The sequence below is a fragment of the Alteriqipengyuania triglochinis genome (genome assembly GCF_054655655.1).
This window is the reverse complement of the sequence record NZ_BAAHNC010000002.1, coordinates 780,075-803,443: the sequence shown is the minus strand read 5'-3', so window position 1 is coordinate 803,443 and position 23,369 is coordinate 780,075. Positions and strand designations below refer to the sequence as shown.

Below are 23,369 nucleotides of genomic sequence, written 5' to 3'. Positions count from 1 at the left end.
AGAATAAGAAAATGCGTTTTTCCAGAATTGCCCCGTTGGCCCTTGTGGCCGCGACCATGATCGCGAGCCCCGCGTGGGCTCAGGAAGAAGAGGCAGATACCGGCCCGCTCGAATTCAGCGGCAATGTCACGCTGGTCAGCGATTACCGCTTCCGCGGCGTGAGCTTCTCGGACGAGGATTTCGCGATCCAGGGCGGGATCGACATCGCCCATGAAAGCGGCTTCTACATCGGTACCTGGGCATCCTCGATCGAGGACAGCGCGCTCTACGGACACTCCGAGCTTGACGTTTACGGCGGCTGGTCGGGCGAGGTCGCGCCAGGCATCTCGTTCGATGCGGGCCTGCTGTACTACATCTATCCCAATGGCGAAGATCTCGCCGGCGACAGCGACTATTTCGAACCCTACGCGTCGGTCAGCGCGGCGCTGGGCCCGGTAGAGGCGACGGTCGGCGCAGCCTATGCGTGGGACCAGGATTCGCTCGGCGGGGACAATATCTACGTCTACGGCGGCCTCGGCACGGCCATCCCGGATACGCCGCTCAGCCTGTCGGCCCAGCTCGGCTATTCGGAAGGCAGCCTCGATTACGGTTCGGACGGCTATCTCGACTGGTCGCTGGGCGCGTCTTACTCGTACGACATCCTGACGCTGGGCGTGTCGTATATCGACACCGACCTGCCCGACGCACCGGGCCAGGACGGCGCGGTCGTCTTCAGCATCGGCGCCAGCTTTTAGCGCCAGGGCCGGGCAGCCAAACCAGGGGTCGCACCAGGACGGCCCGCCGCTTCCCCAATAGCGGCGGGCCGTTTTCTATTGGAAGGCCCCCACCCCCGCACCCGCCCCCGCCTACAGCCCGCGCCAGCGGGGCCCGACGGCGCCTCATTCCACACTTGCCTCGCAGATTTCGGACCGTAGAAGCCGACCTAGGCGTATAGGCGGGGGGTCTGGCCTGGGGTCTGGGCCGCGCGTCCGCGACAGGGGAAGGCGCAGCCCCTCGCAGGACGAAAAACCGCGCCGCGTCGGTAGGGTTCGATGATGATGGTCTTTCAAGTCCGGCAATGCCCATCGGCACCACGCGACCTATTCGTACGCCGTGGTTCCAACCCGAGAAATAAAATGGCATGCCGCGCCAATGCCAAGAAGGAGCCCGCGATCTGATGCCCACCTCGTCTTCCACCCTGCTGCTGTTCGGCGCGACCGGCGATCTTGCCAAGCGGATGCTGCTGCCTTCGCTCTACGCCCTGCACGAGGACAGCCTGATCGCGGAAGACCTGCGCATCTTCGGCACCGCGCGCAGCGAGCTGAGCGACGAGGAATTTCGCGAACTGGCGCGTGAAGCGCTCGACGAATACCTGCCGGAAGACCGCAAGGACGACGGCAAGATCGCCACGTTCCTGAAGCACCTGCGCTATCAGCCGCTCGACGCGTCGACCCTCGAGGGGTTCGACGATCTCGCGGCCAAGCTCGGCGATATTTCGGGCGGCCTGTCGATCTTCCTGTCGACCGCGCCCTTCCTGTTCGAGCCCACGATCCGCGGGCTGCAGTCTGCCGGGCTGGCGGGCGAGAATGTCCGGATCGGGCTCGAAAAACCGCTCGGCAATAATCTCGAAAGTTCGCGCGTCATCAACGACGCCGTGGCGAGCGCGTTCGACGAGAGCCAGATTTTCCGCATCGACCACTATCTGGGCAAAGAGACGGTCCAGAACCTGATGGCGCTGCGCTTCGCCAACGCGATGTTCGAGCCGCTGTGGAATGCCAACGGGATCGACCACGTCCAGATCACCATCAGCGAGACGGTCGGGCTGGAAGGCCGCCACGCCTTCTACGACGAGACCGGCGCGCTGCGCGACATGGTCCAGAACCACATGCTCCAGCTGCTCGCGCTGATCGCGATGGAGCCGCCGGCCGATTTCGATTCGACCTCGGTGCGTGACGAGAAGGTCAAGGTCCTGCGCTCGCTGCGCCCGGTCTCCCCGGACGAGATGGTGCGCGGGCAGTACGCCAGCGGCGCGGTAAAAGGCGAGGCGGTGCAGGGCTATGCCGCCGATTTCGGCGACGAGTCCGAAACCGAAACCTTCGTCGCGCTCAAGGCCCATGTCGACAACTGGCGCTGGCAGGGCGTCCCGTTCTACCTGCGCACGGGCAAGCGCATGGCCGAACGGCGCAGCGAAATCGTGATCCAGTTCAAGTCCGTGCCGCACAACATCTTCGCCGAACGCGGCGGGAAGCTGGACGCCAACCGGCTGGTGATCCGCCTGCAACCGGAAGAATATGTCCGCCTGATGGTGATGGCCAAGCAGCCGAGCATGGACCGCGACGGGGTATCTCTGCGCGAAGTGCCGCTCGACCTGTCGCTGACGCAGGCCTTTGCCAAGGCGCGGCGGCGGATCGCCTACGAGCGGCTCCTGCTCGACCTGATCGACGGTGACCCCACGCTGTTCGTCCGGCGCGACGAGGTGGAGGCGCAGTGGAAATGGGTCGACGCGATCCGCGAGGTATGGCGCAAGGAGGGCATGACGCCCCAGCTCTACGGCGCCGGCACGTGGGGCCCGTCCGACAGCTTCAATCTCGCGGCGACCGGCAAGGTGAAATGGCATGACTAAGCGCGATATCCGCTGGGCCAGCGACGGCTCGACCAAGGCAGTGGCCGATCATGTCGAGCGCGTGGTTGCATCTTTGGATGCTCCGATGATAGCGCTACCAGGTGGATCGACCCCGATCGCCATTTTCGAAGAGCTGGCATCGCGAGGGGTCGACTGGGAGGGAGCGACACTGATGCTGGGCGACGACCGGATGGTCCCGAAGGATCACCCTGCCAGCAACCAGGCAAAGCTGGAACATGCCTTCGCGCAGACGCGCGCCACAATCGCGCCGCTGGCCGAAGGCATGGCGGTGCCGGCGCTCGACCTGCTGTGGCTGGGCATGGGGGCTGACGGGCACATCGCCTCGCTGTTCCCCGAAATGGTCATCGACGACCAGCCGGGCCCCTGCGTGATCCGCACGGAACCGCACCCCCTGCCGCCCGAAGCGCCCTTCCCGCGCCTGTCGATGAATATGGAAGCGCTCACCACCGTGCCGCGTGAAACGATCTTCGTGATCCGCGGGGAAGACAAGAAGGCGGTGATCGAAGACGCGATGCATGGCGGCAACGACCTGCCGGTGGCCCGCCTCCTGCGTGCCAGCCGCGCACCCGTGACGATTTACTGGAGCCCAGAATGACGCTGCACCCCACGCTCGCCAAAGTGACCGAGCGGATTATCGAACGGTCGAAGGATTCCCGGCGCCGCTATCTCGACCTGATCGATCGCCAGCGCGACGCAGGTGTGCATCGCCCGACGCTGAGCTGCGGCAACCTCGCCCACGGCTTTGCCGCCAGCGGGGAGGACAAGGCGACGATCCGCGGTGGCAATGCGATGAACATCGGCATCGTCACCGCCTATAACGACATGCTCAGCGCGCATCAGCCCTACGGCCGCTACCCCGAGCAGATAAAGATCTTTGCGCGCGAACGCGGCTCGACCGCGCAGGTCGCAGGCGGCGTGCCCGCGATGTGCGACGGGGTGACGCAGGGGCAGGATTCGATGGAGCTATCGCTGTTCAGCCGCGACGTGATCGCGATGGGCACCGCCGTCGGCCTCAGCCACGGCATGTTCGAAGGGGCGCTGCTGCTGGGCATCTGCGACAAGATCGTGCCCGGCCTGTTGATCGGCACGCTGCGCTTCGGCCACCTGCCCACGATTCTCGTCCCCGCCGGGCCGATGCCCTCGGGCCTCGCCAACAAGGAGAAGATCCGCGTCCGCCAGCTCTATGCCGAAGGCAAGGTGGGCGAGAAGGAACTGATGGATGCGGAAAGCGCCAGCTATCACGGCGCGGGCACCTGCACCTTCTATGGCACGGCCAATTCCAACCAGATGATGATGGAGATGATGGGTCTGCACATGCCCGGCTCCAGCTTCGTCAATCCGGGTAACAAGCTGCGCCAGGAACTCACGCGCGCCGCCGTCCACCGGATGACCGAGATTGGTTGGGCCAAGGACGGCGCGGCCAATGATGACTACCGCCCGCTCGGCCGCTGCATCGACGAAAAGGCGATCGTCAACGCGGTCGTCGGCCTGCTCGCCACCGGCGGATCGACCAACCACGTGATCCACCTGCCCGCGATCGCGCGCGCGGCGGGCATCGTGCTCGACTGGGACGACATGGACGAACTGAGCGACATCGTCCCGCTGATCGCCAGCGTCTATCCCAACGGCGCGGGCGACATAAACTACTTCCACGCCGCAGGCGGCATGCCCTTCGTGATCCGCGAATTGCTCGATGCAGGCCTCGCGCATGGCGACATCATGACCGTCTATGGCGCATCGCTCGCCGAAGGCGCGCAGGAGCCGGTGATGGACGGCGACACGCTCGTCTGGAAACCCGCCGCGCAGGAAAGCCGCGACGACACTCTGCTCAAGCCCGCCTCCGATCCCTTCCGCAAGGACGGCGGCCTCGCGCTGCTGCAGGGCAATCTGGGCCGCGCCACGATGAAGGTCAGCGCGGTCGATCCCGAACGGCACACGATCGAGGCGCCCGCGCGCGTCTTCACCGACCAGCACAGCGTGGCCGAAGCCTTCAAGGCGGGCGAGCTGGACCGCGACGTGGTGGTGATCCTGCGCTTCCAGGGTCCCGCCGCCAACGGCATGCCCGAACTGCACAAGCTGACTTCGCCGCTCGGCGTCATCCAGGATCGCGGCTACAAGATCGCGCTGGTGACCGACGGGCGCATGTCGGGTGCGAGCGGCAAGGTGCCCAGCGCCATCCACGTCTCGCCGGAAGCCTTCCACGGCGGCCCGCTGGGCAAGGTGCGCGACGGCGACATGGTCCGCGTGTGCGCGACCACCGGCACGCTCGAAGCGCTGGTCGACAAGGCCGAATGGGACGCACGCGAACAGGCCAGCCCGCCGCCGCAGGAATGGGGCACCGGGCGCGAGCTGTTCGCGATGCTGCGCCGCCACAGCGACCCGGCGGAAAAGGGCGGCAGCGCCATGCTGGCGGAGGCCGGCCTGTGATCGAGCGGCCGGACCGCATCGTTGCGGTCGATATCGGGGGCACTCACGCCCGCTTCGTGATCGCCAGCTTCGATGCCGAGGGCAAGATCACGCTGGGAGAGCCGGTCACGCTGAAGACCGAGGACCACGCCAGCTTCCAGACCGCATGGGAAGATTTCGGCTCGATGCAGAACGGCGACCTGCCCCGCGCGGTCGCCATCGCGGTGGCCGGGCCTGTCGGCGGGGAGGTGATCCGCTTCACCAACAATCCCTGGCTGATCCGCCCCGCGCTGGTAAAGTCGAAGCTGAACGTCGACGCCTTTACCATCGTCAACGATTTCGGCGCGGTCGGCCATGCGGTCGCGCGCGCGCAGGAAAGCGATTTCCTCCATCTGACCGGGCCGGACCAGCCGCTGGCGGACGAAGGCACGATCAGCATCGTCGGCCCGGGAACCGGGCTCGGCGTGGCGCAGATCTATCGCGACGGACAGGGCGGCTACCGCGTGCAGGCGACCGAGGGCGGCCATATCGATTTCGCCCCGCACGACATGATCGAGGACGCGATCCTCGCCCGGCTGCGCAAGCGGCATAACCGCGTGTCGGTGGAACGCGTCGTCTCCGGGCCCGCGATCGTCGATATCTACGCGACCCTCGCCCGGATGGAGAGCCGCGGCCGCGTGCTCGAGGAGGACGACCGGACGATCTGGCAGGCGGGCATGTCAGGCGAAGACAGCCTCGCTGCGGCGGCGGTCGACCGGTTCTGCCTCTCGCTCGGCAGCGTGGCGGGCGACATCGCGCTCGCGCAGGGGGGCTTTGGCGGCGTGGTCATCGCCGGCGGGCTCGGCTACCGCATTCGCGACACGCTCGCCCAGTCCGGCTTCGCCGAGCGGTTCCAGGCCAAGGGCCGCTTCCAGACGCTGATGTCGACCATTCCGGTCAAGATCATTACCCATCCCCAGCCCGGCCTGTTCGGCGCGGCGGCGGCCTTCGCCAAGGAGCATTTCGTATGAAACCGATCGAGCAGCTGATGCGCACCGCGCCGGTGATCCCCGTCCTGGTGATCGAGGATGTGGAGATCGCCGTCCCCTTGGCCGAGGCACTGGTCGCCGGCGGCCTGCGCGTGCTCGAAGTCACGCTGCGCACCCCTGCTGCGCTCGACGCGATCCGCGCGATGCGCGGCGTCGAGGGCGCGATCGTGGGCGCAGGGACGGTCACCAATCAGGAGCAGCTGCAGGCCGCGATCGATGCGGGCTCCGAATTCATCGTGTCTCCGGGCCTGACCGAGACGCTGGGTCGGGCTGCGATTCGCGAGGATGTCCCGTTCCTCCCGGGCATCGCCAACGCGGGCGACATCATGCGCGGGCTCGACCTGGGGCTGACCCACTTCAAGTTCTTCCCGGCGGTGGCCAGCGGCGGAATCCCTGCATTGAAGGCCCTTGCAGGCCCCTTCGGCGATGTGAAGTTCTGCCCTACCGGCGGCGTGAAGCAGGACACGGCGGCCGACTGGCTCGCCCTCGATCCGGTGCTGTGCGTCGGGGGAACCTGGCTCGCGGGCAGCGCCCCGCTCGACTACACGGCAATCGAAGCGCGCGCGAAGGAAGCCGCGGCGCTGGCACGCTGACCGGTCGGGCCGGTCGAATGTAAGGGAAAATGGAGGCCCGAGCCGGAATCGAACCGGCGTGCAAGGATTTGCAGTCCTCTGCGTAACCACTCCGCCATCGGGCCCCACTGTCGCAGGCTTGGCGCGAAGCGGGGCATCTAGCGGCTAGTGCAGCGCAGTTCAATGCGATTTTGCCGTACCTGCCCGGGTTCACATCCGTCGGTGTTGATATAAGGAGCGCGCATGTCGATTGCCGCCATGCTGGAACCCATCGCCGGAGACGGCGCGAGTGTCACCCTTCCCGCCGAGGAATGGCTGCAGGGCCGCACGCTGTATGGTGGGGCCAGCGCGCTGGTCGCCTACACCGCTGCGACCCGCACCTTTCCCGATCTGCCACCGCTGCGATCCGCGCAGATCGCGTTCGTTGCGCCGGTGGGCGCCGAGGTGACGCCGCAGGCCAGCCTCATCCGGCAGGGCCGCAATGTCACGCAGGTGCGCGTCGACCTGCTGGTGGAGGACAAGCCCGCGCTCACATCCTTCTGGCTGTTCGGCACCGCGCGCGAGGCGAACGCGGTCCACCCGGCAGAGCCGGTATCGCCCGCGCCGATCCCGGTGGAGGAAGCGGAGGAACTGATGGCGGGCAAGGGCCCCGCCTTCATCCAGAACAATTTCGAGCTGCGCCGCGCCTCGCCCCCGGGCGGTGACGGCGGCCCGGTCGTGCGCCGCTGGCTTCGGCTGAAAGGCGACGAAGGCCTCGACCCGACCAGCCGGCTGGTGCTGATCGGCGACACGATGCCGCCCGGCGCCATGCGGGTGATGCAGCGGCCCGGCCCGCTCAGTTCGATGAACTGGGCGCTGAACCTGCTCGACCCGGTGGCCGAGAGCCGCGACGGCTGGTGGCTCGCCGAAACGGCCAGCGATCACGCCGACCACGGCTATTCGAGCGAGCGCCTGCGGCTGTGGGATGCCGACGGGCAACTCGTCTCGATCGGCCAGCAGGCAGCGGCGATCTTCGGGTAAAAGCGTCCCTCCCCGTGGGGAGGGGTTGAGGGGGGATTTCCAGGCATCAGGCTGGGCATGCCCCCAACCACCTTCCCCCTCCTGAGGGAAGAGACGAAGCGCCCCACCCCGCGCGGGCATTTTCCTACTTCAGGCGCTTTCGCTAGCGTGGTGACGGCTCTTTCCCATCGTCGTCCGCCCTGCTCCCGCACATTGGGCGCAAGCCCGCAGGTGCACAGGCTCGCGGGGCGTAAAACCGCAAAGCGTCACCCGGCTAGCAACAACTCTCTGAGAGATAGGGAATTTGTCAGGGTGACACATGGGTGACACCTGTCACCCTGCGTCACGCCCCCACCCGACCTCCCCCTTTAAAGGGGAGGAGTTCAGCCATCGAGATCGACAGCTTCAGCTGGCATCCGTGAAATTGGGTGTGCGCTTGGCCATGCCCGCCATCACCGCCTCGACCTGGTTGGGCTGGCGGATGATCCGCGCCTGCTCCTGGCTCTCCGCCAGCAGCAGGTCTTCGCCGGTCGCGTCGTGCATGCGGTTGGAGAGGCGCTTGGCCGCGCGCACCGCATCGGGGTTGCGCTGCGCGATGGTGGCGGCAATTTCCTTCGCCTTCGCCAGCGGATCGTCCGCCACGAACGTCGCGAGGCCCAGAGTCTGCGCTTCCTCGCCCGAGAATTCGCGGTTGGTGTAGACCAGCTCGCGCAGCACATCGTCGCGCACGAGGCCCCGCCACAGCTGGTATCCGCCCATGTCGGGCACCAGGCCCCACTTCATTTCCATGATCGCCATCCGCGTATCGGGGGCCGCGACGCGGATGTCCGCCCCGCTCGCGATCTGCATCCCGCCGCCGAAGCACACCCCGTGCAGCGCCGCGATTACCGGCACCGGCAGCTTGCGCCACACGGTCGCGACCTGCTGGTAGCCGTTCGAATCGCCGTATGTCCGATCGGTCAGCTTCGGCTCGTCGGGATCGGGCGTGCGTGCGAAGCTTGAGGTGTCGAGCCCGGCGCAGAAGCTGCGCCCCTCGCCCGACAGCACCACGACGCGCACATCCTTGCGCTCCATCAAGGCCTCGCCCGCGGCAATGATCGCCCTGAACATCTCGGGATCGAGCGCGTTCATCTTGTCGGGCCGGTTGAGGCGGACGTGCATCACGCCATCCTCGCCCAGTTCGCTCTCGACCCGCTTTTCCTGTGCCTCGGTTGCCATGCTGGCGCTCTCCTCGATCCTGTTTTGTCCGTCGTTGCGGATCGTGGGCGCGCTGTCCAGCCTGCCGCTCTCCCCGGCAGGATCGAGCCTGTATCCCGGTCCGTCGGTCGCGATCAGTCCGTCGAGCCCCATGGGAGCCAGCTTGCGCCGCAGCCGCGCGACATGCACCGCGATGCGGTTGGTCCCCGGCTCGAACGTCAGCCGCCAGACATCGAAGAGCAGCGTACGCTGGCTGACCGTGCGACCGGGCGTTTCGGCCAGCCGCCACAGCAGCGCGAACTCGCGCGGGTGCAGCGCGAGCCAACGCCCTTCGACGGCGGCGTCGCGATGAAAGAGGTCGAGCCGCAGGGGCCCGGCCTCGATCGATCTCGCAATCAGTTGCTCCGCTGCGTGCACCCGTCCCCCGTGGTCGCGCCAGGGGGCATGATGGCACGAAGGCTACTTCATTGGAAAAGCAGACCAATCCGGAATGGATGCGACGCGATCAGCCGCCCTCGCGCTGGAGGAAGCGCTTGATGTTGCGCGCCGCCTGGCGGATGCGCTGGTCGTTCTCGACCATCGCGATCCGCACGTAGCCTTCGCCTTCCTCGCCGTAGCCGATCCCCGCGGCAACCGCGACGCCCGCCTCTTCCAGCAGCTGTTTCGAGAATTCGAGGCTGCCCATATTGTGGAAGCCCGGCGGCAGCGGCGCCCAGGCGAACATGCTGGCGGGCGGCGAGGGGATGTCCCACCCGGCACGCGCAAAGCTTTCGACCATCACGTCGCGCCGGTGCTGGTAGCGCACGCGGTTCTCTTCGACGATGTCCTGCGGCCCGTTGAGCGCGGCGCAGGCCGCCGCCTGGATCGGCGTAAAGGCACCGTAGTCGAGGTAGGATTTCACCCGCGTCAGCGCCGCGATCAGCGTCGGGTTGCCGACCGCGAAGCCCATCCGCCACCCGGCCATCGAATAGGTCTTCGACATCGAAGTGAACTCGACCGCGCACTCCTTCGCGCCCGGCACTTCGAGGATCGAGCGGGTCGGCTTGCCGTCGTAATAGAGCTCCGAATAGGCGAGGTCGGACAGGACCCAGACCTTGTTCTCCCGCGCCCAGGCGACCAGCCGTTCGTAGAAGGCGAGGTCCACGGTCTCCGCCGTCGGGTTGCTGGGGTAGTTGACCACCAGCACGCTCGGCCGCGGCGAGGTATAGGCCATCGCCTGGTCGAGCGCGTGCCAGTAGGCTTCGTCCGGCGTGGTCGGCACCGATCGGATCGTCGCGCCGGCAATGATGAAGCCGTAGGTGTGGATCGGGTAGGACGGGCTCGGCGCGAGCACCACGTCGCCCGGCGCGACGATCGCGGTCGCCATCGAGGACAGGCCCTCCTTGGAGCCCATGGTCACCACCACTTCGCGCTCGGGGTCGAGATCGACGTTGAAGCGCCGCCCGTAATAGTTCGCCTGCGCCTTGCGCAGCCCGGGGATCCCGCGCGACTGGGAATAGCCGTGCGCGGATGGCTTGCCCGCCACCTCGCACAGCTTGTCGATCACATGCTGGGGCGGCGGATGGTCCGGATTGCCCATGCCAAGATCGATGATGTCGCGCCCCGCCCGGCGGGCCGCGTGTCGCATCGCATTGACTTCGGCAATCACGTAGGGCGGCAGCCGCCGCATCCGGTAGAACTGGTCGTCGCTCAGCATCGCCTCCCGCTGGATCGCATGGTCGCCGTTACATCGGCGCTGTGCATTCTGGAACGCCGCGCGCTTCTGTGCAATTGTTGCGAGTGGGGGTGCGCCAAAAAATCCGCCGCGTGACGGCGGTGGTAGCGGTATCGCCCGGCGAGAGAGAGGACCGAATGCGATGGCGGACACGAAATCCGATTCCCCGATCCCCGGGTTCGATCCGTTCAGCGCCATGCTGGAGGCGCAGGCGCGCTGGACCCAGATGATGTTCGCACCACTGGCACAGCCATCCGCAGACGAGCCCTCGCCCGCACTTTCCGACCTGCAGAAATGGACGCAGAATGCGACCCGTCTGCAGACGATGTGGATCGAGTTCTGCCAGAACCACGCGATCGGGGCGACTAGCGAGATGATGGCGGGCGATTCCGCCCAATGGCCGGCCAAGTGGTTCGCGCTGTTCGAAACCTGGGCCGAGCAGCTGCCCTTCGCCGACCCGGAGGAACAGCGGCGCTGGTGGGCGGAAAGCGCGCAGCTGTGGCAGGCGCTGCTCTCGCCGCACGACAGGTCCGAGGCAGAGGATGACGCCGCGCCGGAGCTGCCGCGTGAAGACCGCCGCTTCGCCGATCCCCGCTGGCGCGAACAGCCGATCTTCGCGCTGATCCACCAGACCTACCTGCTTTTGACCGAACGCGTGGTCGCGATGGTGGAGAAGATGGACCACATCGATTCCGCCAAGCGCGAACAGCTGAAGTTCGCCACGCAGGCGATGGCCGAGGCGCTCTCCCCCTCCAATTTCGCAGCGACCAATCCGATCGTGCTCGACCGGATCATGGAAACGCAGGGTGAAAGCCTGGTCAGGGGAATGGAGAACCTGCTGCAGGACCTGCAGAAAGGCCAGCTCACCCATTCGGACCCGGAGGCATTCGTAGTGGGCGAGAATATCGCCACGACCCCGGGTCAGGTCGTCCGCGAAACCGAGCTCTATCAGCTGATCCAGTACACGCCGAGTACCGAGAAGGTGCTGGCGGTTCCGCTGGTGATCTTCCCGCCTTGGATCAACCGGTTCTACATCCTCGACCTCAACGAGAAGAAGAGCTTCGTCAAATGGATGGTCGACCAGGGGCTGAGCGTCTTCATGGTCAGCTGGAAGTCCGCCGATTCCTCGCTCAGCGATATCGTGTGGGACGATTACATCGCCGCGCAGATCGAGGTGATCGAGCATGTGACGAAGCGCCTGCGCCAGCCTGCGGTGCACGCGATCGGCTATTGCGTCGCGGGCACGACGCTGGCCGCCACGCTCGCGATCCTGGCCGACCGGGGCGAGGCGGACAAGGTCAGGAGCGCGACCTTCTTCACCGCGCAGGTCGATTTCGGAGAGGCGGGCGAACTGCTCCACTTCATCGACGACCACCAGATCGCTGCGATCAAGGGGATCGAACGCGATGGCTATGTCGACGGGCGCTACATGGCGGCAACCTTCAACCTGCTGCGCGGCAACGACCTGATCTGGAACTACGTCGTGCGCAATTACCTGCTGGGGGAGGATCATACAGCGTTCGACCTGCTCCACTGGAATGGCGACGTCACCAACCTGCCCGCGAAGTGGCACCGCGATTACCTGCGCGATCTCTACCGCGACAACCTGCTGGTGAAGCCCGGCAGGCTCGAAGCGCTCGGCCACCCGATCGACCTCACGAAGGTCGCGGTGCCTACCTATATCCAGGCCGGCAAGGACGATCACATCGCGCCCGTAGCCAGCGTATGGAAGCTGACCGAGCACTTTTCCGGACCGATGCGCTTCGTCCTCGCCGGGTCGGGCCATATCGCAGGCGTGGTCAACCCGCCCGCCGCGAAGAAATACCAGTACTGGATCAATGAAGATCCCGAAGTCGAGACGCTGGTGGCTTTCCGCGCAGGCGCGACCGAGCATCCCGGCAGCTGGTGGCCGGACTGGATCGAATGGATTCGCCAGCACGACGACACGCAGGTAGCCGCAAACGGCAAGCGCAATCCCGGCAGCGTAAAGTCCGACACGGTGATCGAGCCGGCCCCCGGACGCTACGTGAAATCCCGCTAAAACGGCAGAATTCCGGGATAGTCCCGGGTTTTGTGCGCTGCACAAAAAGTGCTTGAATTTCGCAGCCGCAATGCATATTTGTGCATTGCAGCAAAGTACGCGAGGTTCATGTTTTCATGGCTGACCAGAATACCGACACGGCTGATGCCGCAGCGCAAAAGGCTAACGAATCCGCTTCGGCGGCCAAGTCCGAACGCGCGCAGGCCGAAGCCAGGGCCAAGCCTGCTGCGGACGCGGTAGCCGCTCCAGCGGCGAAAACCGAAGAGGCGCCCGCCAAGGCCGAGCCGGAAGCGAAGAAGCCAGCCACCGGCAAGAGCCCCGTTTCCAAGGCCCCCGTATCCAAGGATCGGACCAGCAAGAAGGTCGCCGCCCCGAAAAAGGCGGTCGCCAAGAAGGCTCCGGCCAAGCGCAAGACGACCAAGACCTCACCCGCAAAGACCGGCCCCGCAAAGGCGGCCCCCGTGACAGGCGCGAACAGCGCCACCAAGACCGAGACGAAGGACACCATCATGGCTACCAAGACCCAGACCAAGACCGCCAATGCCGCCAGCGACATGGCCAACGAAATGCAGACCCGCCTCGCCGGCATGTACGAGAAGGGCACCGAAATGACCGGTGAAATGGTCACCTTCCAGCGCGCCAATGCCGAAGCAATGGCCGAAGCGAGCAAGATTCTCTTCACCGGCATGCAGGACATGACCCGCACCGCCGTGGAAGAAGGCCGCAGGGCTGCCGACCAGATGAGCGAAGATGCGCGCCTGATGGCTGCCGCCAAGTCGCCGACCGAACTCGTCAAGCTGCAGGGCGACATCCTGCGCCGCTCGTTCGACAGCGTCGTCGCCACCAGCTCGAAGAACACCGAAGCCTGGATCAAGCTGACCAACGACGCTTTCGCTCCGCTGACCAGCCGCATGAGCGAAGCGGTCGACAAGATGAACAAGATCGCCGCCTGAGGCTTTCCGGGCGCGGCCACGACCTTCTCGGTCGACAGCGCCACGACATGACAGAGGGCCGGGCGATCCCATCGCCCGGCCCTTTTTGCATCCGACCCGTTCCCGACACCCCCCCCGGGCCCGCCCCACCCGCTTTTTTCCGTCTCTTGCGGATCGGCGGGCCGATACGATATTATTGCGCTATGCATGTCCCCCCGCCCCCCACTCTCGATCGCCTGCCTGCGGCCCCGCGTCCGGCCTGGCCGTGCGACCCGGCCCATGCGGCCATCCTGATGGGCGATGACGACGACGATGGTCAGGGCGGGCGGCCGGGAACCCCGCCGGAAAATCCCGAGATCGGGATCGCGACCAAGACCCGCGCCAAGCCCAAGAAGCCCAGCCAGTACAAGGTCCTGCTGCTGAACGACGATTACACCCCGATGGAATTCGTCGTGATGGTTCTCAAGCGGTTCTTCCGCATGGACCTCGACGAGGCGACACAGGTGATGCTTCACGTGCACCAGCGTGGCGTCGGCGTGTGCGGCATCTTCCCCTACGAAGTCGCCGAAACCAAGGTGAACCAGGTGATGGATTTCGCCCGGCAGAACCAGCACCCGCTCCAGTGCACGCTGGAAAAGGCCTAGCGCCAAGCCCCCCACAACAGCGTGGATGACGGCACCCCGCTTTGCGGCTAGGGCCTGACCTGCCCCGTCAACCTCTCGTCGGAAAATCCTTGCCGTTCAGTTCGCGTCTCGACCGTTACATCTTCCGGCTGGTGATCGTGCCATTGCTGGCGGTGTTCGTGCTTGCCGCGTCGCTGCTGGTGCTCGACCAGATGCTGCGGCTGTTCCGCTTCGTCACGACCGAGGGCGGGCCGGTCGGCGTGGTGTTCCAGATGCTCGGCGCGCTGCTGCCCGACTATGCCAGCCTCGCCATTCCGCTCGGCCTGCTGCTCGGCACGCTGTTCGCCTTCCGCCAGCTGGCCTTGTCGAGCGAGCTGGACGTGATGCGCGCGGTCGGTCTCAGCTATCTGCGGCTGCTGCGCGTGCCCTACATGATCACGGCGCTGCTGATCGCAATCAATGCCGCGCTGGTGTTCTACGTCCAACCGATCTCGAAATATTACTACGAGGAACTCCAGTTCGATCTGCGCTCGGGCGCGCTGGGCGCCTCGATCAAGGTGGGCGAGTTTACCACCCTGGCCGACCGGATGGCACTGCGCATCGAATCGAGCGAGGATTCGGGACGCGAGCTCAAAGGCATCTTCGCGCGAATCATGGCGGAGGACGGGCAGGTCCTCTCGATCAGCGCACGCGAGGGGCGCTTCCTTTCGACCAGCGACAATCCCGACACGATCATCCTGCGCCTGTCGGAAGGGACGATCGTGCAGGAGCTTAAGGGCGACCAGAGCCCGCGCGTGCTCAGCTTCACGCTCCACGACCTGCCGATCGACCTGCCCGCGATCGAGAGCTTCCGCCAGCGCGGCGAAGGCGAGGCGGAGTTCATCCTGCCCGAGCTGCTGCGCATCGGATGGAGCGATTCCTCCAGCGAGGAACAGCGCAATGCCAGCCAAGCGAGTTTCAACTACCGCCTGGTCGAACTCGCGATGATGGCGTTCATGCCGCTGCTCGCGGTGGCGCTGGCCATTCCGCCCAAACGCTCGACCAGCGCGCTCGGCGTGTTCGTGGCCGTGGTACTGGTGGTCGCCTATCACAAGGTGAACCAGTACATGCAGGACTTCGCCTCGCTCGGCCGGATCGATCCGACGCTGGGCCTGTGGGGGCCCTTCGCGGTCTTCGCCCTGCTGATCCTGTGGTGGTTCTGGCAGATCGCCTATGTCCCCGGCGGCCAGCCCATCGGCGCGCTGGAAAGCGTCTTTTCCAAGATCGTGAAGCGGATCGGCAAGATCCTGCGTCCGCGCCGCCGCGCCGATGCCTTCCAGGTCGAACAGGCAAGCTAGGCGGCCGGCGATGACACTCGATTTCTTCCCCTCGCGCACGCTCACCATGTACCTCGCGAAGATGTTCTCGCTGCGCATCATCGCGGTGCTGGTGATGCTGGTGCTGGTGCTGATGATGCTCGACCTGCTGTCGACCAGCGGGGAAATCCTGGCGGTGCCCGGCAATACCGAGGCCGAACTGTGGCTCTATTCGAGCCTGCGGGTACCTTTGCTCATCCAGCGCTTCCTGCCCTATTCGGTCCTGCTGGCGACGATCATCACGCTCGTCACGCTCAACCAGAACAGCGAAGTGATCGCGATGAAGGCGGCGGGGCTTTCCGCGCATCAGGTGCTGGCCCCGCTGATCATCACCGCGATGGTCGTCGCCGTGGCCAGCTTCGCCTTCAACGAACGCGTGGTGACGCGGGCGGCGGCCGAGCTGACAGTTTGGGAAAGTACCGATTATGGCGCCCTTCCCGAAGAGCCCCAGGGCAATGGCATGGTCTACCTGGTCGATGGCCCGAACATCCTGTCGGCACGCAGTTACGAGCGTGGCGGCCCTGCGCCGCGCCTGCGAGATGTGACTTATTATCGCCGCAGCCCGAGCGGCGAGATCATGCAGCAGATCGACGCCGCGGTCGCCGTGCGCGGTCGCGACGGGTGGGCGATGCAAGCCCCGCGCGTGCTGACCATCGGCACCGCGAGCGTCGCCGAGCCGGACGAGGTGATCGTCGCGCCCGACATCGCGCCCTCGCAAATCGAGCTCGCCAGCGTCGATCCGACCGCGCAGCCGCTCTGGCAGCTCGACGATTCGATCGACGCCTACCGCGCGGCGGGCCGCGACACGGGCGAGCTGGAGGCCAATTACTGGCACAAGATCGCAGGGCCGCTCTCTGCCGTCCTCATGCCGATCCTCGGCGCCGTGGCAGGCTTCGGTCTCGCACGCTCGGGCCAGCTGTTCGTGCGTGCGGTAATCGGCATGGCGCTGGGCTTTGCCTATTTCGTGCTCGACAATGCCGCGCTCGCAATGGGCAATTTCGGCGGCTACCCGCCCTTCCTTGCCGCCTGGGCGCCGTTTTTCCTGTTCCTGCTGATCGGCGAGACCGTGCTGGTACGGACCGAGGAATGACCCCCGGCGAAGACGCGCAATGGTCGATCCGGCTGGCGCGCCCGGGAGATGCCGATGCGATGCCGGCGATCGAGCGGGCGGCGGGCACGATGTTCGAGCGGATCGACGGGCTCGCCGGGATCGCTGCACAGGACACCGTCCCGGTCGAAAGGCTGTTGCGCTATATCGCGCGCGGGCACTGCCTCGCAGCGGTGCATGACGAAGCCGTGATCGGGTTTCTGGTCACCGAGCCTTTCGGGCGCGAATTGCATGTGCGGGAATTCAGCGTCCATCCCGACTGGCAGGGGCGCGGCGTCGGCTCCGCCCTGCTACGCGGATGCATGATCGACGCAGGCAATTCCGGCTTTACGGCCATCACGCTGACGACCTTCGCCGAAGTACCGTGGAACGCGCCGTTCTATCGCAGGCTGGGCTTCGTCGATCTCGACCCGGTGGACCATGCGCGCCTCGCAGGCGAGCTGGAGAGGGAATACGGCCACGGCATGCCGCCCGGTTCGCGCATCGCAATGGTCCGCGACCTGACTTGAATCAAAGGCGGCTCAGCCTGCCGGCTTGCCCCCGGCCCGATCGCTCGCGGCGCGCTTCAGCATCGTGCTGCGCGCGATCCGGCCCACCAGCACCAGCAGTCCGGGATGGTTCGCCCCGTCGTAGGTCGACCCCGTGCCCAGCTCTCGCGCGAGGCGGCGGTGCGCTTCGGGCAGGTCGTGGTACGGCATTGAAGGCATCAGGTGGTGCAGCGCGTGGTAGCGCAGGCCGACCGGCGCCCAGACCTCCGCCACGAATCCCGGCGGGGGAACATTGACCGAGTCGAGGAACTGCGCGGTCACCGTCATCGCCTCGCCTTCGTTCTCCCACAGGTGGGCGACGAGCGTGCGCAGCTGGTTGAGCAGCGCGGTGAGCGACAAGATGGCGAGCGCGATCAGCAACGGGCGCCAGCCGAAGGCCAGCGGGCTGGCGAGCAGGGCGATCGCCCACACGCTTCCGCCCGCCTCCTGCCAGCGCACCCGCTTCGCAAACGCGCCTTCGGGCGCCTTGCGGCGGAAATCGGGATTGATCGAGAGCGAGGACAGCCGCTGCCAGGTGAAACGGCGTACCGCCGGGATGACCGCACCGAGCGGCACCAGCACGGCGAACCGGAACAGCAGCGCGACCGGTGCCAGCAGTGCGACAGCCACGAACAGCGGCAGGCTCCACGGCTTCATAAGCGCCAGGGGCAGGTATTCGGGATCCTCGATCGTGCCGTACTGCGTGCGCTTGTGATGGATCGTGTGCACGCCTTCGTACATGAAACTGGGCGTCAGCAGGGGGATGCCGACCAGCAGGTTCCAGCCCGTGCGGAAGCCGCGCAGCGCTTTCTTGTGGATATGCGTCAACTCGTGGATGAACATTTCGGCGCGGTAGAACGCCAGCGCGCCGACAAGTCCTGCCACCAGCTGGATCGCGAGATTGCCCGACAGGATCGCGGTGGCGATCGCCGCGTAGCCAAGCCATGCGGACAGCAGCATGTCGGTCCAGTAAACCGCCGGCTTCGCTTCGCCGAGGCCCTTGGTCAGGTCGCGCGCGGCGCGCAACATGGCCTTGTCGTCCTGCGCCATGAACTGGAGGCGGGTCGCGCGCACGGGAGCAGGCTGGGTGGGGTCGATCGGCTGGTGCATGGTCATCTAGGGGCTTTGTCCAGGGCGGGTGTTACTGCAATTACCAAGGTCGGCCAAACGCATCTTAACCATCAGAGTGATCGATCGGGTTGCGTCCGGCGCAAGTGAGGGACACAGGGGCCGGATTGCTCAAGTAGATACGGAAACATGCGCGTGAAGGATGCAACCACACCGGGCCAGGGCGTCTCGGCTCAAGTCGGTGACATAGTGATCGAGCCGGTGAGCGACAAGCGCGGGCGCGCCGCCTTCGTCGATCTGGGCCGTCGCTTCTCCGAACGGGTCCCGCATTCGGTGCCGCAGATGCGGTCGGAACAGCTCGAGCTGGTCGATCCCGCCAAGAACCCGTTTTTCGGCCACGCCGAGGTGCAGCTTTTCATCGCCCGGCGCGGCGATCGTGAGGTCGGGCGGATCAGCGCGCATATTGATCACCTCGCGCTGACCATCGCGCCGGAACAGGGGATGGGCCCCGGCACCGGCATGTTCGGCTATTTCGACGCTGAGGATGAAGAGGTCGCCCATGCGCTTCTCCAGCAGGCGGAAAAGTGGCTGAAGGAACGGGGCATGACCCGCGTGCTCGGCCCCATCTCGATGTCAGTCTGGGAAGAGCCGGGCCTGCTCGTGCGCGGGCAGGACCATGCCCCGATGATCATGATGGGCCACCACCCCGCCCACTACGCCGATTTCATCACCCGCGAGGGGTACGAGCCCGCAAAGCGGCTCTACACCTACGATCTCGACATCACCCAGCCCTTCCCGCCGCTGGTCCAGCGGATCGTGAAATCGGGCGAGCGCAATCCGCGGATCAATGTTCGTCAGGTCAATCCCGACCATTACGAGCAGGAAATCGCCATCATCCTCGAAATCCTCAACGATGCTTGGTCGGATAACTGGGGCTTCGTCCCCCTGACCGAGACCGAGGTCGAACATACCGGCAAGAAACTGCGCCCGCTGATCCACCCCCAGCTCAACCGTATTGCGGAACTCGACGGCGAGCCGGTGGCCTTCATGCTGACCCTGCCCGACGCGAACGACCTGTTCGCGAAGACCGGGGGCAAGATGTTGCCCTTCGGCTGGCTCACCTCGCTGCGCTGGCTCAGGGCGCCGCGCGGGGCCGGAATGCGCGTGCCGCTGATGGGCGTGCGCAAGCGGCTCCACAATTCGCGCCTCGCAAGCCAGCTCGCCTTCATGATGATCAGCGAGATCCGGCGCTGCGCGGCGAAGGAATTCGAGTCCACGCGCGGCGAAATCGGCTGGATTCTGGAAGACAATCAGGGAATGGTCGCAATCGCCGATACGATCGACAGTTCGATCAACCGCGAATACATCATCTACCAGAAGAATTTGTAACGGAACGCAAGCGGCCCCTGTATCGTTCACATGACTAGCCCCGCCTCCCGGCGCGGGTGACTCGAGGAACGACTGCCCATGCCGCCCGACGGCCCTTCCGGAACAAAGACGCGCAAGATCGGCCCGGTTCTCGTCGTGGAAGACGATGCCGTACTGGCGCTCGCGATAGAGGATGCGCTGCTGAACGCCGGCGCGACCGACGTCGTGACCGCCGCGACCACTGCGCGCGCGCTCGACACCTTGCGCGATCGACGGTTCGATACCGTCATCCTCGATGTGAATCTTGCCGACCGGGGCGATGGCTGGGCGATTGCCGAGCTGATCATGGCGCTGGGCAATGTCAGCCCCAAAATGATCTTCGCCACCGGATCGCCCGAGGTCATCCCTGCGGACATCGCCAGCCTCGGCACCGTCCTCGCCAAACCGTACGATTTCGACGAACTTGTCGAACTGGTCGCCACGCGCGAGCGCCCGTCGTTGCTCGCCCGCCTGCGCCGCGACTGACGCCGCCCGATCGAGGGCCCGATCCAGAGCCCGCCAATCTCCCTCCGCATCCCAAGCCCCGCAGCCATCGGCCGACTGCGTCTGGCTGCCTCCGCACCGGTCAGGCCCCGACCGCACTGAAAGATCGCATAGATAAAAAAAGGCCTCCGATCCGCTAGATAGCGGAACGAAGGCCTTCGGGATCGTATCACCGGCCGCTTGGACGGGAGGGGGGTCTCGGCGGTGACATAGGGAAAATGCCCCGCCACGAGACCGGTTCCTCCGCGAGCGAAAAAATTTTTGCGCGGCTCGAAAACCGGCATTGACGAGGGCTCCGAAACGAAGTTTCGCAGGCCTGGAACCTGCCCCCGCCCCGCACGTTGCGGGAGGGTTCAGACGGGAAAGATGATTCATGTCCATTGGTGAAAATGTCGCTGCGAACCTTCCTTACCTGCGTCGCTACGCGCGCGCGCTGACCGGATCGCAGCAAACCGGCGACGCCTTCGTGCGCGCCACGCTCGAAGCCGCCCTCGCGGATGAGGCGCTCAAGGCATCGCTCGAAGGCGGGCGCGTGCCGCTTTACCGCGCATTCAACAAGGTATGGTCCAGCGCCTATCTCGAAGTATCGGACCGCGGAGCCGATAACGCAGACCTGCCCGGCGATGTCGAGGCGGACCGCCTGCAGACGGTGACCCCGCTCAACCGCCAGGCGCTGCTGCTGACCACGCTGGAAGACTTCACGATCGAACAGTCGGCCGAGATCATGGAGATCGAGCCCGAAGAGGTCGAGAAGATGGTGCAGGACGCGATCGCCGAGATCGATCGCGAATCCGCTACCAGCGTCCTCATCATCGAGGACGAGCCGCTGATTTCGATGCAGCTCGAAGACCTCGTTCGCGGCCTCGGCCACGATATTTGCGGCACTGCCGCCACCCGCACGCAGGCGCAGGAAGTCGTCGCCAACAAGCGGCCCGGCCTCGTGCTGGCCGATATCCAGCTCGCCGACGGCTCTTCCGGCCTCGACGCGGTGGACGATATCCTGAGCATCGGCAGCGTGCCGGTGATCTTCATCACCGCCTATCCCGAGCGTCTGCTGACCGGCGACCGGCCAGAGCCGACCTATCTGGTGACCAAGCCGTTCCAGGAAGCCACCGTTCGGGCGGCGATCAGCCAGGCGCTGTTCTTCAACGCCAGTCGCGAAGGCGCGTCGGCCTGACGCTCCAACGGGTACATCTCAGCATAGGAAAGGGCGTCGCATTGCGGCGCCCTTTTCGTATCTGCCACAGGCGCGCGCGGGAACGGCGGTCGCCAATCTAGTGGCTGCATCGTCAGTGGTATGATTGCAGGCGGGGACCGGCCCGCCTTGTTGGACGCGCCGCTATCGCACGCCCCTGCAGGACAATCGCAGCGTCCCCGCCAGCGCCCGCCTGTCGTCAGGCTACCGGCGGCGCATCGCTGAGCGCCTTCTTGCGCGCGCGCATGCGGAATTCGGTTGGCTTGCGCACCGGCACCCGCAGCACGCACCGCACGCCCGAGGGCGCGAAGTCGAGCTCGACCGGGTGCTTCAGTTCGTGCGCGACGATCTTCTCGATCAGTTCGGTGCCGAAGCCGCGCGAACGGTCCTGCGAGACGGGCGGGCCGTTGGCTTCCTGCCAGACGACCTCGACCAGCTCGTCGCGCAGCCGGGTCCAGGTGACCGATAGCCGTCCGCGCTCGACCGACAGGGCACCATATTTCGAAGCATTGGTCGCCAGTTCGTGGATCGCCAAGCCGAACGAGAGGGCATCGTTCGGGGCCAGTTCCACCTCGGGCCCGGTCAGGTCGAGGATCGCCTCGGCCGGGTTCGCGTAGGGCGCCAGTTCGGCCTCCAGCACCGCGAGCAAGGGGGTCGTGCCCCATTCCGACTGGGTGAGCAGGTCGTGCGTCGCCGACAGCGCGCGGATGCGCCCGTCGAGCCCGCTGGCAAACTCGTCCAGCGATGTGGCCCGGCGCCGGGTCAGGGCCACGATCGAGAGGACATTGGCCAGCGTGTTCTTAACCCGGTGGTTCAGCTCGCGCGTCAGCGAATTGCGGATCGAGTTCTGTTCGGCATAGAAATCGAGCGCGGCCTGGTCCTCGTGCGCCTGCTGCGTCAGCAGTCGCGCGACGAGCATCGAGAGGCTGGCGACCGCGATGCCGAACAGCAGCGTGATCATCGACAGCAGCGAGAGCGCATCGCCGCGCGCCGATTCGACCTCCACCGTCATCGGACGATCGGCCAGCTGCACTTCGATCCGGGTCACGTTCCCCGTCATCCGCGCAGGGGCGTGCGACGCGATCAGGTTTTCGGAAGCCGGCTCGCCGTCGAAAAGCCGGACCCCGCGCTGGCCCACCAGTTCGCGGGTCAGCACGGAATCGAGGAATTCCTGCGAATTGAATGGGCTATAGACGAACCCGCGGATCAGCTCGCGATCGGTTCCGGGTTCGAAAACCGGCATGAAGACGATGAAGCCGACGGCCGAGTCGGCATCCAGCGTCTGCAGCGCGATCATGCCGCTGGCCGTGGGGCGTCCCGTCCGGATCGCCTCCTGCATCGCCTCGCGGCGCTCGCGCTGGGAATACATATTGTATCCCATGTACCGGCTCGATCGCACGGGAAGCGGTTCGAAGAAGGTGGCCGGCACTGCGAAATTGCTGTCGGAAGAGGGCACGGGCCGGATCGTGAAGGGCCTGCCCGTTTCGGCGGATACCATCCGTTCGAACGAAGCGATCTGGCCGCGCGGGACGATCGGTGCCCAGCCGATCCCCATCGAACCGCGATAGTCCGCATCGAGGCGCAATTCGGTGGCGAAGCGCCGGAACAGATCCTCCGGCACCCGGTCGAGCGTGCTGATCAGCGAGGCGCCGGCAATCAGGTACGATCCGCTCGTGTTCACCCGCCGGTCGAGCGAGGAGGCGATGACCTGCGCGGTTTCGCCCAGCGTCGCCTGTTCGCGCCGCCGCTCGCCGCGCTCGATCGCGAACACGCTCAGCGCGGTGATCGCGGTAATCAGCAGGAAGATGATCACCGGGACCGCGCGCGGGTAATGCACCAGCCAGCGCCTGATCCGGCGATTGGGAAGATCGGTTTCGGACGCCACGTATGCTTCGGTATGCCTCTCGTTCTGCCGCGGGTCCGGCGGGTCGTAATCTATTCGACTGTCCCAAGGGAACCACGTGCGGCCCGCAACGTTCCTGTGGTTCTCGGATCGATTATGGGAAGGGCAGGCTTGGGTTTCGGCAACCCGATACCCATGTAAGCCAACAGGCATGGACGACAAAGATA

At 65.9% G+C, this 23,369-nt stretch carries 20 protein-coding genes and 1 tRNA gene; 16 read left to right on the top strand and 5 right to left on the bottom strand.

Annotated elements, in window-relative coordinates; genetic code table 11:
• Positions 1-11: 11 nt before the first annotated feature.
• The 6 genes from ACYQ0L_RS09710 (at position 12) to eda (ending at position 6,650) form a co-directional block, all read left to right on the top strand.
• The gene (locus tag ACYQ0L_RS09710) at positions 12-734 is read left to right on the top strand and encodes a TorF family putative porin (protein WP_459788906.1); all 723 of its coding nucleotides are present in this window, start codon (positions 12-14) and stop codon (positions 732-734) included.
• A gap of 422 nt (positions 735-1,156) precedes the next feature.
• Positions 1,157-2,602: a glucose-6-phosphate dehydrogenase gene (gene zwf, locus ACYQ0L_RS09705; protein WP_459788905.1), complete on the top strand. Its 1,446-nt coding sequence runs from the start codon at positions 1,157-1,159 to the stop codon at positions 2,600-2,602.
• Positions 2,595-3,218, top strand: a complete 624-nt coding sequence (locus ACYQ0L_RS09700; protein WP_459788904.1) for a 6-phosphogluconolactonase — start codon at positions 2,595-2,597, stop codon at positions 3,216-3,218. Before zwf ends, ACYQ0L_RS09700 begins: the two co-directional genes overlap by 8 nt.
• Entirely contained in the window at positions 3,215-5,050 is a 1,836-nt protein-coding gene (gene edd, locus ACYQ0L_RS09695) for a phosphogluconate dehydratase (RefSeq protein ID WP_459788903.1), read from the top strand. The genes ACYQ0L_RS09700 and edd overlap by 4 nt, the downstream gene beginning before the upstream one ends.
• Positions 5,047-6,039 (top strand): glucokinase, encoded by a 993-nt coding sequence (glk, locus tag ACYQ0L_RS09690; RefSeq protein WP_459788902.1) that lies wholly within the window; start codon positions 5,047-5,049, stop codon positions 6,037-6,039. Before edd ends, glk begins: the two co-directional genes overlap by 4 nt.
• A complete protein-coding gene (gene eda / locus ACYQ0L_RS09685) occupies positions 6,036-6,650 on the top strand; it encodes a bifunctional 4-hydroxy-2-oxoglutarate aldolase/2-dehydro-3-deoxy-phosphogluconate aldolase (protein ID WP_459788901.1) in 615 nt (204 codons plus the stop codon). The genes glk and eda overlap by 4 nt, the downstream gene beginning before the upstream one ends.
• A gap of 30 nt (positions 6,651-6,680) precedes the next feature.
• On the opposite strand, the gene ACYQ0L_RS09680 is transcribed toward eda, so the two are convergent.
• Positions 6,681-6,754, bottom strand: a tRNA-Cys gene (locus ACYQ0L_RS09680).
• Positions 6,755-6,872: 118 nt separating this feature from the next.
• Between ACYQ0L_RS09680 and ACYQ0L_RS09675 the strand changes: the two genes are divergently transcribed.
• A complete protein-coding gene (locus ACYQ0L_RS09675) occupies positions 6,873-7,649 on the top strand; it encodes an acyl-CoA thioesterase (RefSeq protein WP_459788900.1) in 777 nt (258 codons plus the stop codon).
• Between the two features lie 384 nt (positions 7,650-8,033).
• Here the strand turns inward: ACYQ0L_RS09675 and ACYQ0L_RS09670 are convergent, their stop codons facing one another.
• Both ACYQ0L_RS09670 and ACYQ0L_RS09665 read right to left on the bottom strand, forming a co-directional pair.
• Positions 8,034-9,242 (bottom strand): crotonase/enoyl-CoA hydratase family protein, encoded by a 1,209-nt coding sequence (locus ACYQ0L_RS09670; protein WP_459788898.1) that lies wholly within the window; start codon positions 9,240-9,242, stop codon positions 8,034-8,036.
• A gap of 88 nt (positions 9,243-9,330) precedes the next feature.
• Positions 9,331-10,521, bottom strand: a complete 1,191-nt coding sequence (locus ACYQ0L_RS09665) for an LL-diaminopimelate aminotransferase (RefSeq protein WP_459788897.1) — start codon at positions 10,519-10,521, stop codon at positions 9,331-9,333.
• 160 nt (positions 10,522-10,681) lie between these two features.
• On the opposite strand from ACYQ0L_RS09665, the gene ACYQ0L_RS09660 reads away from it, so the two are divergent.
• From ACYQ0L_RS09660 to ACYQ0L_RS09635, 6 genes are all read left to right on the top strand, one after another.
• The gene (locus ACYQ0L_RS09660; protein WP_459788895.1) at positions 10,682-12,580 is read left to right on the top strand and encodes a PHA/PHB synthase family protein; all 1,899 of its coding nucleotides are present in this window, start codon (positions 10,682-10,684) and stop codon (positions 12,578-12,580) included.
• A gap of 116 nt (positions 12,581-12,696) precedes the next feature.
• Positions 12,697-13,533 (top strand): phasin family protein, encoded by an 837-nt coding sequence (locus tag ACYQ0L_RS09655; protein WP_459788894.1) that lies wholly within the window; start codon positions 12,697-12,699, stop codon positions 13,531-13,533.
• Positions 13,534-13,805: 272 nt separating this feature from the next.
• Positions 13,806-14,156, top strand: a complete 351-nt coding sequence (gene clpS / locus ACYQ0L_RS09650) for an ATP-dependent Clp protease adapter ClpS (protein WP_459789030.1) — start codon at positions 13,806-13,808, stop codon at positions 14,154-14,156.
• 89 nt (positions 14,157-14,245) lie between these two features.
• Positions 14,246-15,472: an LptF/LptG family permease gene (locus tag ACYQ0L_RS09645; protein WP_459788893.1), complete on the top strand. Its 1,227-nt coding sequence runs from the start codon at positions 14,246-14,248 to the stop codon at positions 15,470-15,472.
• Between the two features lie 10 nt (positions 15,473-15,482).
• Positions 15,483-16,580: an LPS export ABC transporter permease LptG gene (gene lptG, locus ACYQ0L_RS09640; protein WP_459788892.1), complete on the top strand. Its 1,098-nt coding sequence runs from the start codon at positions 15,483-15,485 to the stop codon at positions 16,578-16,580.
• Positions 16,577-17,107: a GNAT family N-acetyltransferase gene (locus ACYQ0L_RS09635; protein ID WP_459788891.1), complete on the top strand. Its 531-nt coding sequence runs from the start codon at positions 16,577-16,579 to the stop codon at positions 17,105-17,107. The genes lptG and ACYQ0L_RS09635 overlap by 4 nt, the downstream gene beginning before the upstream one ends.
• A gap of 12 nt (positions 17,108-17,119) precedes the next feature.
• Here the strand turns inward: ACYQ0L_RS09635 and ACYQ0L_RS09630 are convergent, their stop codons facing one another.
• Positions 17,120-18,241 (bottom strand): fatty acid desaturase family protein, encoded by a 1,122-nt coding sequence (locus ACYQ0L_RS09630; protein WP_459788890.1) that lies wholly within the window; start codon positions 18,239-18,241, stop codon positions 17,120-17,122.
• A gap of 141 nt (positions 18,242-18,382) precedes the next feature.
• On the opposite strand from ACYQ0L_RS09630, the gene ACYQ0L_RS09625 reads away from it, so the two are divergent.
• From ACYQ0L_RS09625 to ACYQ0L_RS09615, 3 genes are all read left to right on the top strand, one after another.
• Positions 18,383-19,582, top strand: coding sequence for an N-acetyltransferase (locus ACYQ0L_RS09625; protein ID WP_459788889.1), 1,200 nt, complete (start codon positions 18,383-18,385; stop codon positions 19,580-19,582).
• 78 nt (positions 19,583-19,660) lie between these two features.
• Positions 19,661-20,086, top strand: a complete 426-nt coding sequence (locus tag ACYQ0L_RS09620; RefSeq protein ID WP_459788888.1) for a response regulator — start codon at positions 19,661-19,663, stop codon at positions 20,084-20,086.
• A gap of 391 nt (positions 20,087-20,477) precedes the next feature.
• Positions 20,478-21,281: a response regulator gene (locus ACYQ0L_RS09615; RefSeq protein ID WP_459788887.1), complete on the top strand. Its 804-nt coding sequence runs from the start codon at positions 20,478-20,480 to the stop codon at positions 21,279-21,281.
• Between the two features lie 217 nt (positions 21,282-21,498).
• On the opposite strand, the gene ACYQ0L_RS09610 is transcribed toward ACYQ0L_RS09615, so the two are convergent.
• A complete protein-coding gene (locus tag ACYQ0L_RS09610) occupies positions 21,499-23,184 on the bottom strand; it encodes a CHASE domain-containing protein (RefSeq protein WP_459788886.1) in 1,686 nt (561 codons plus the stop codon).
• Positions 23,185-23,369 lie beyond the last annotated feature (185 nt).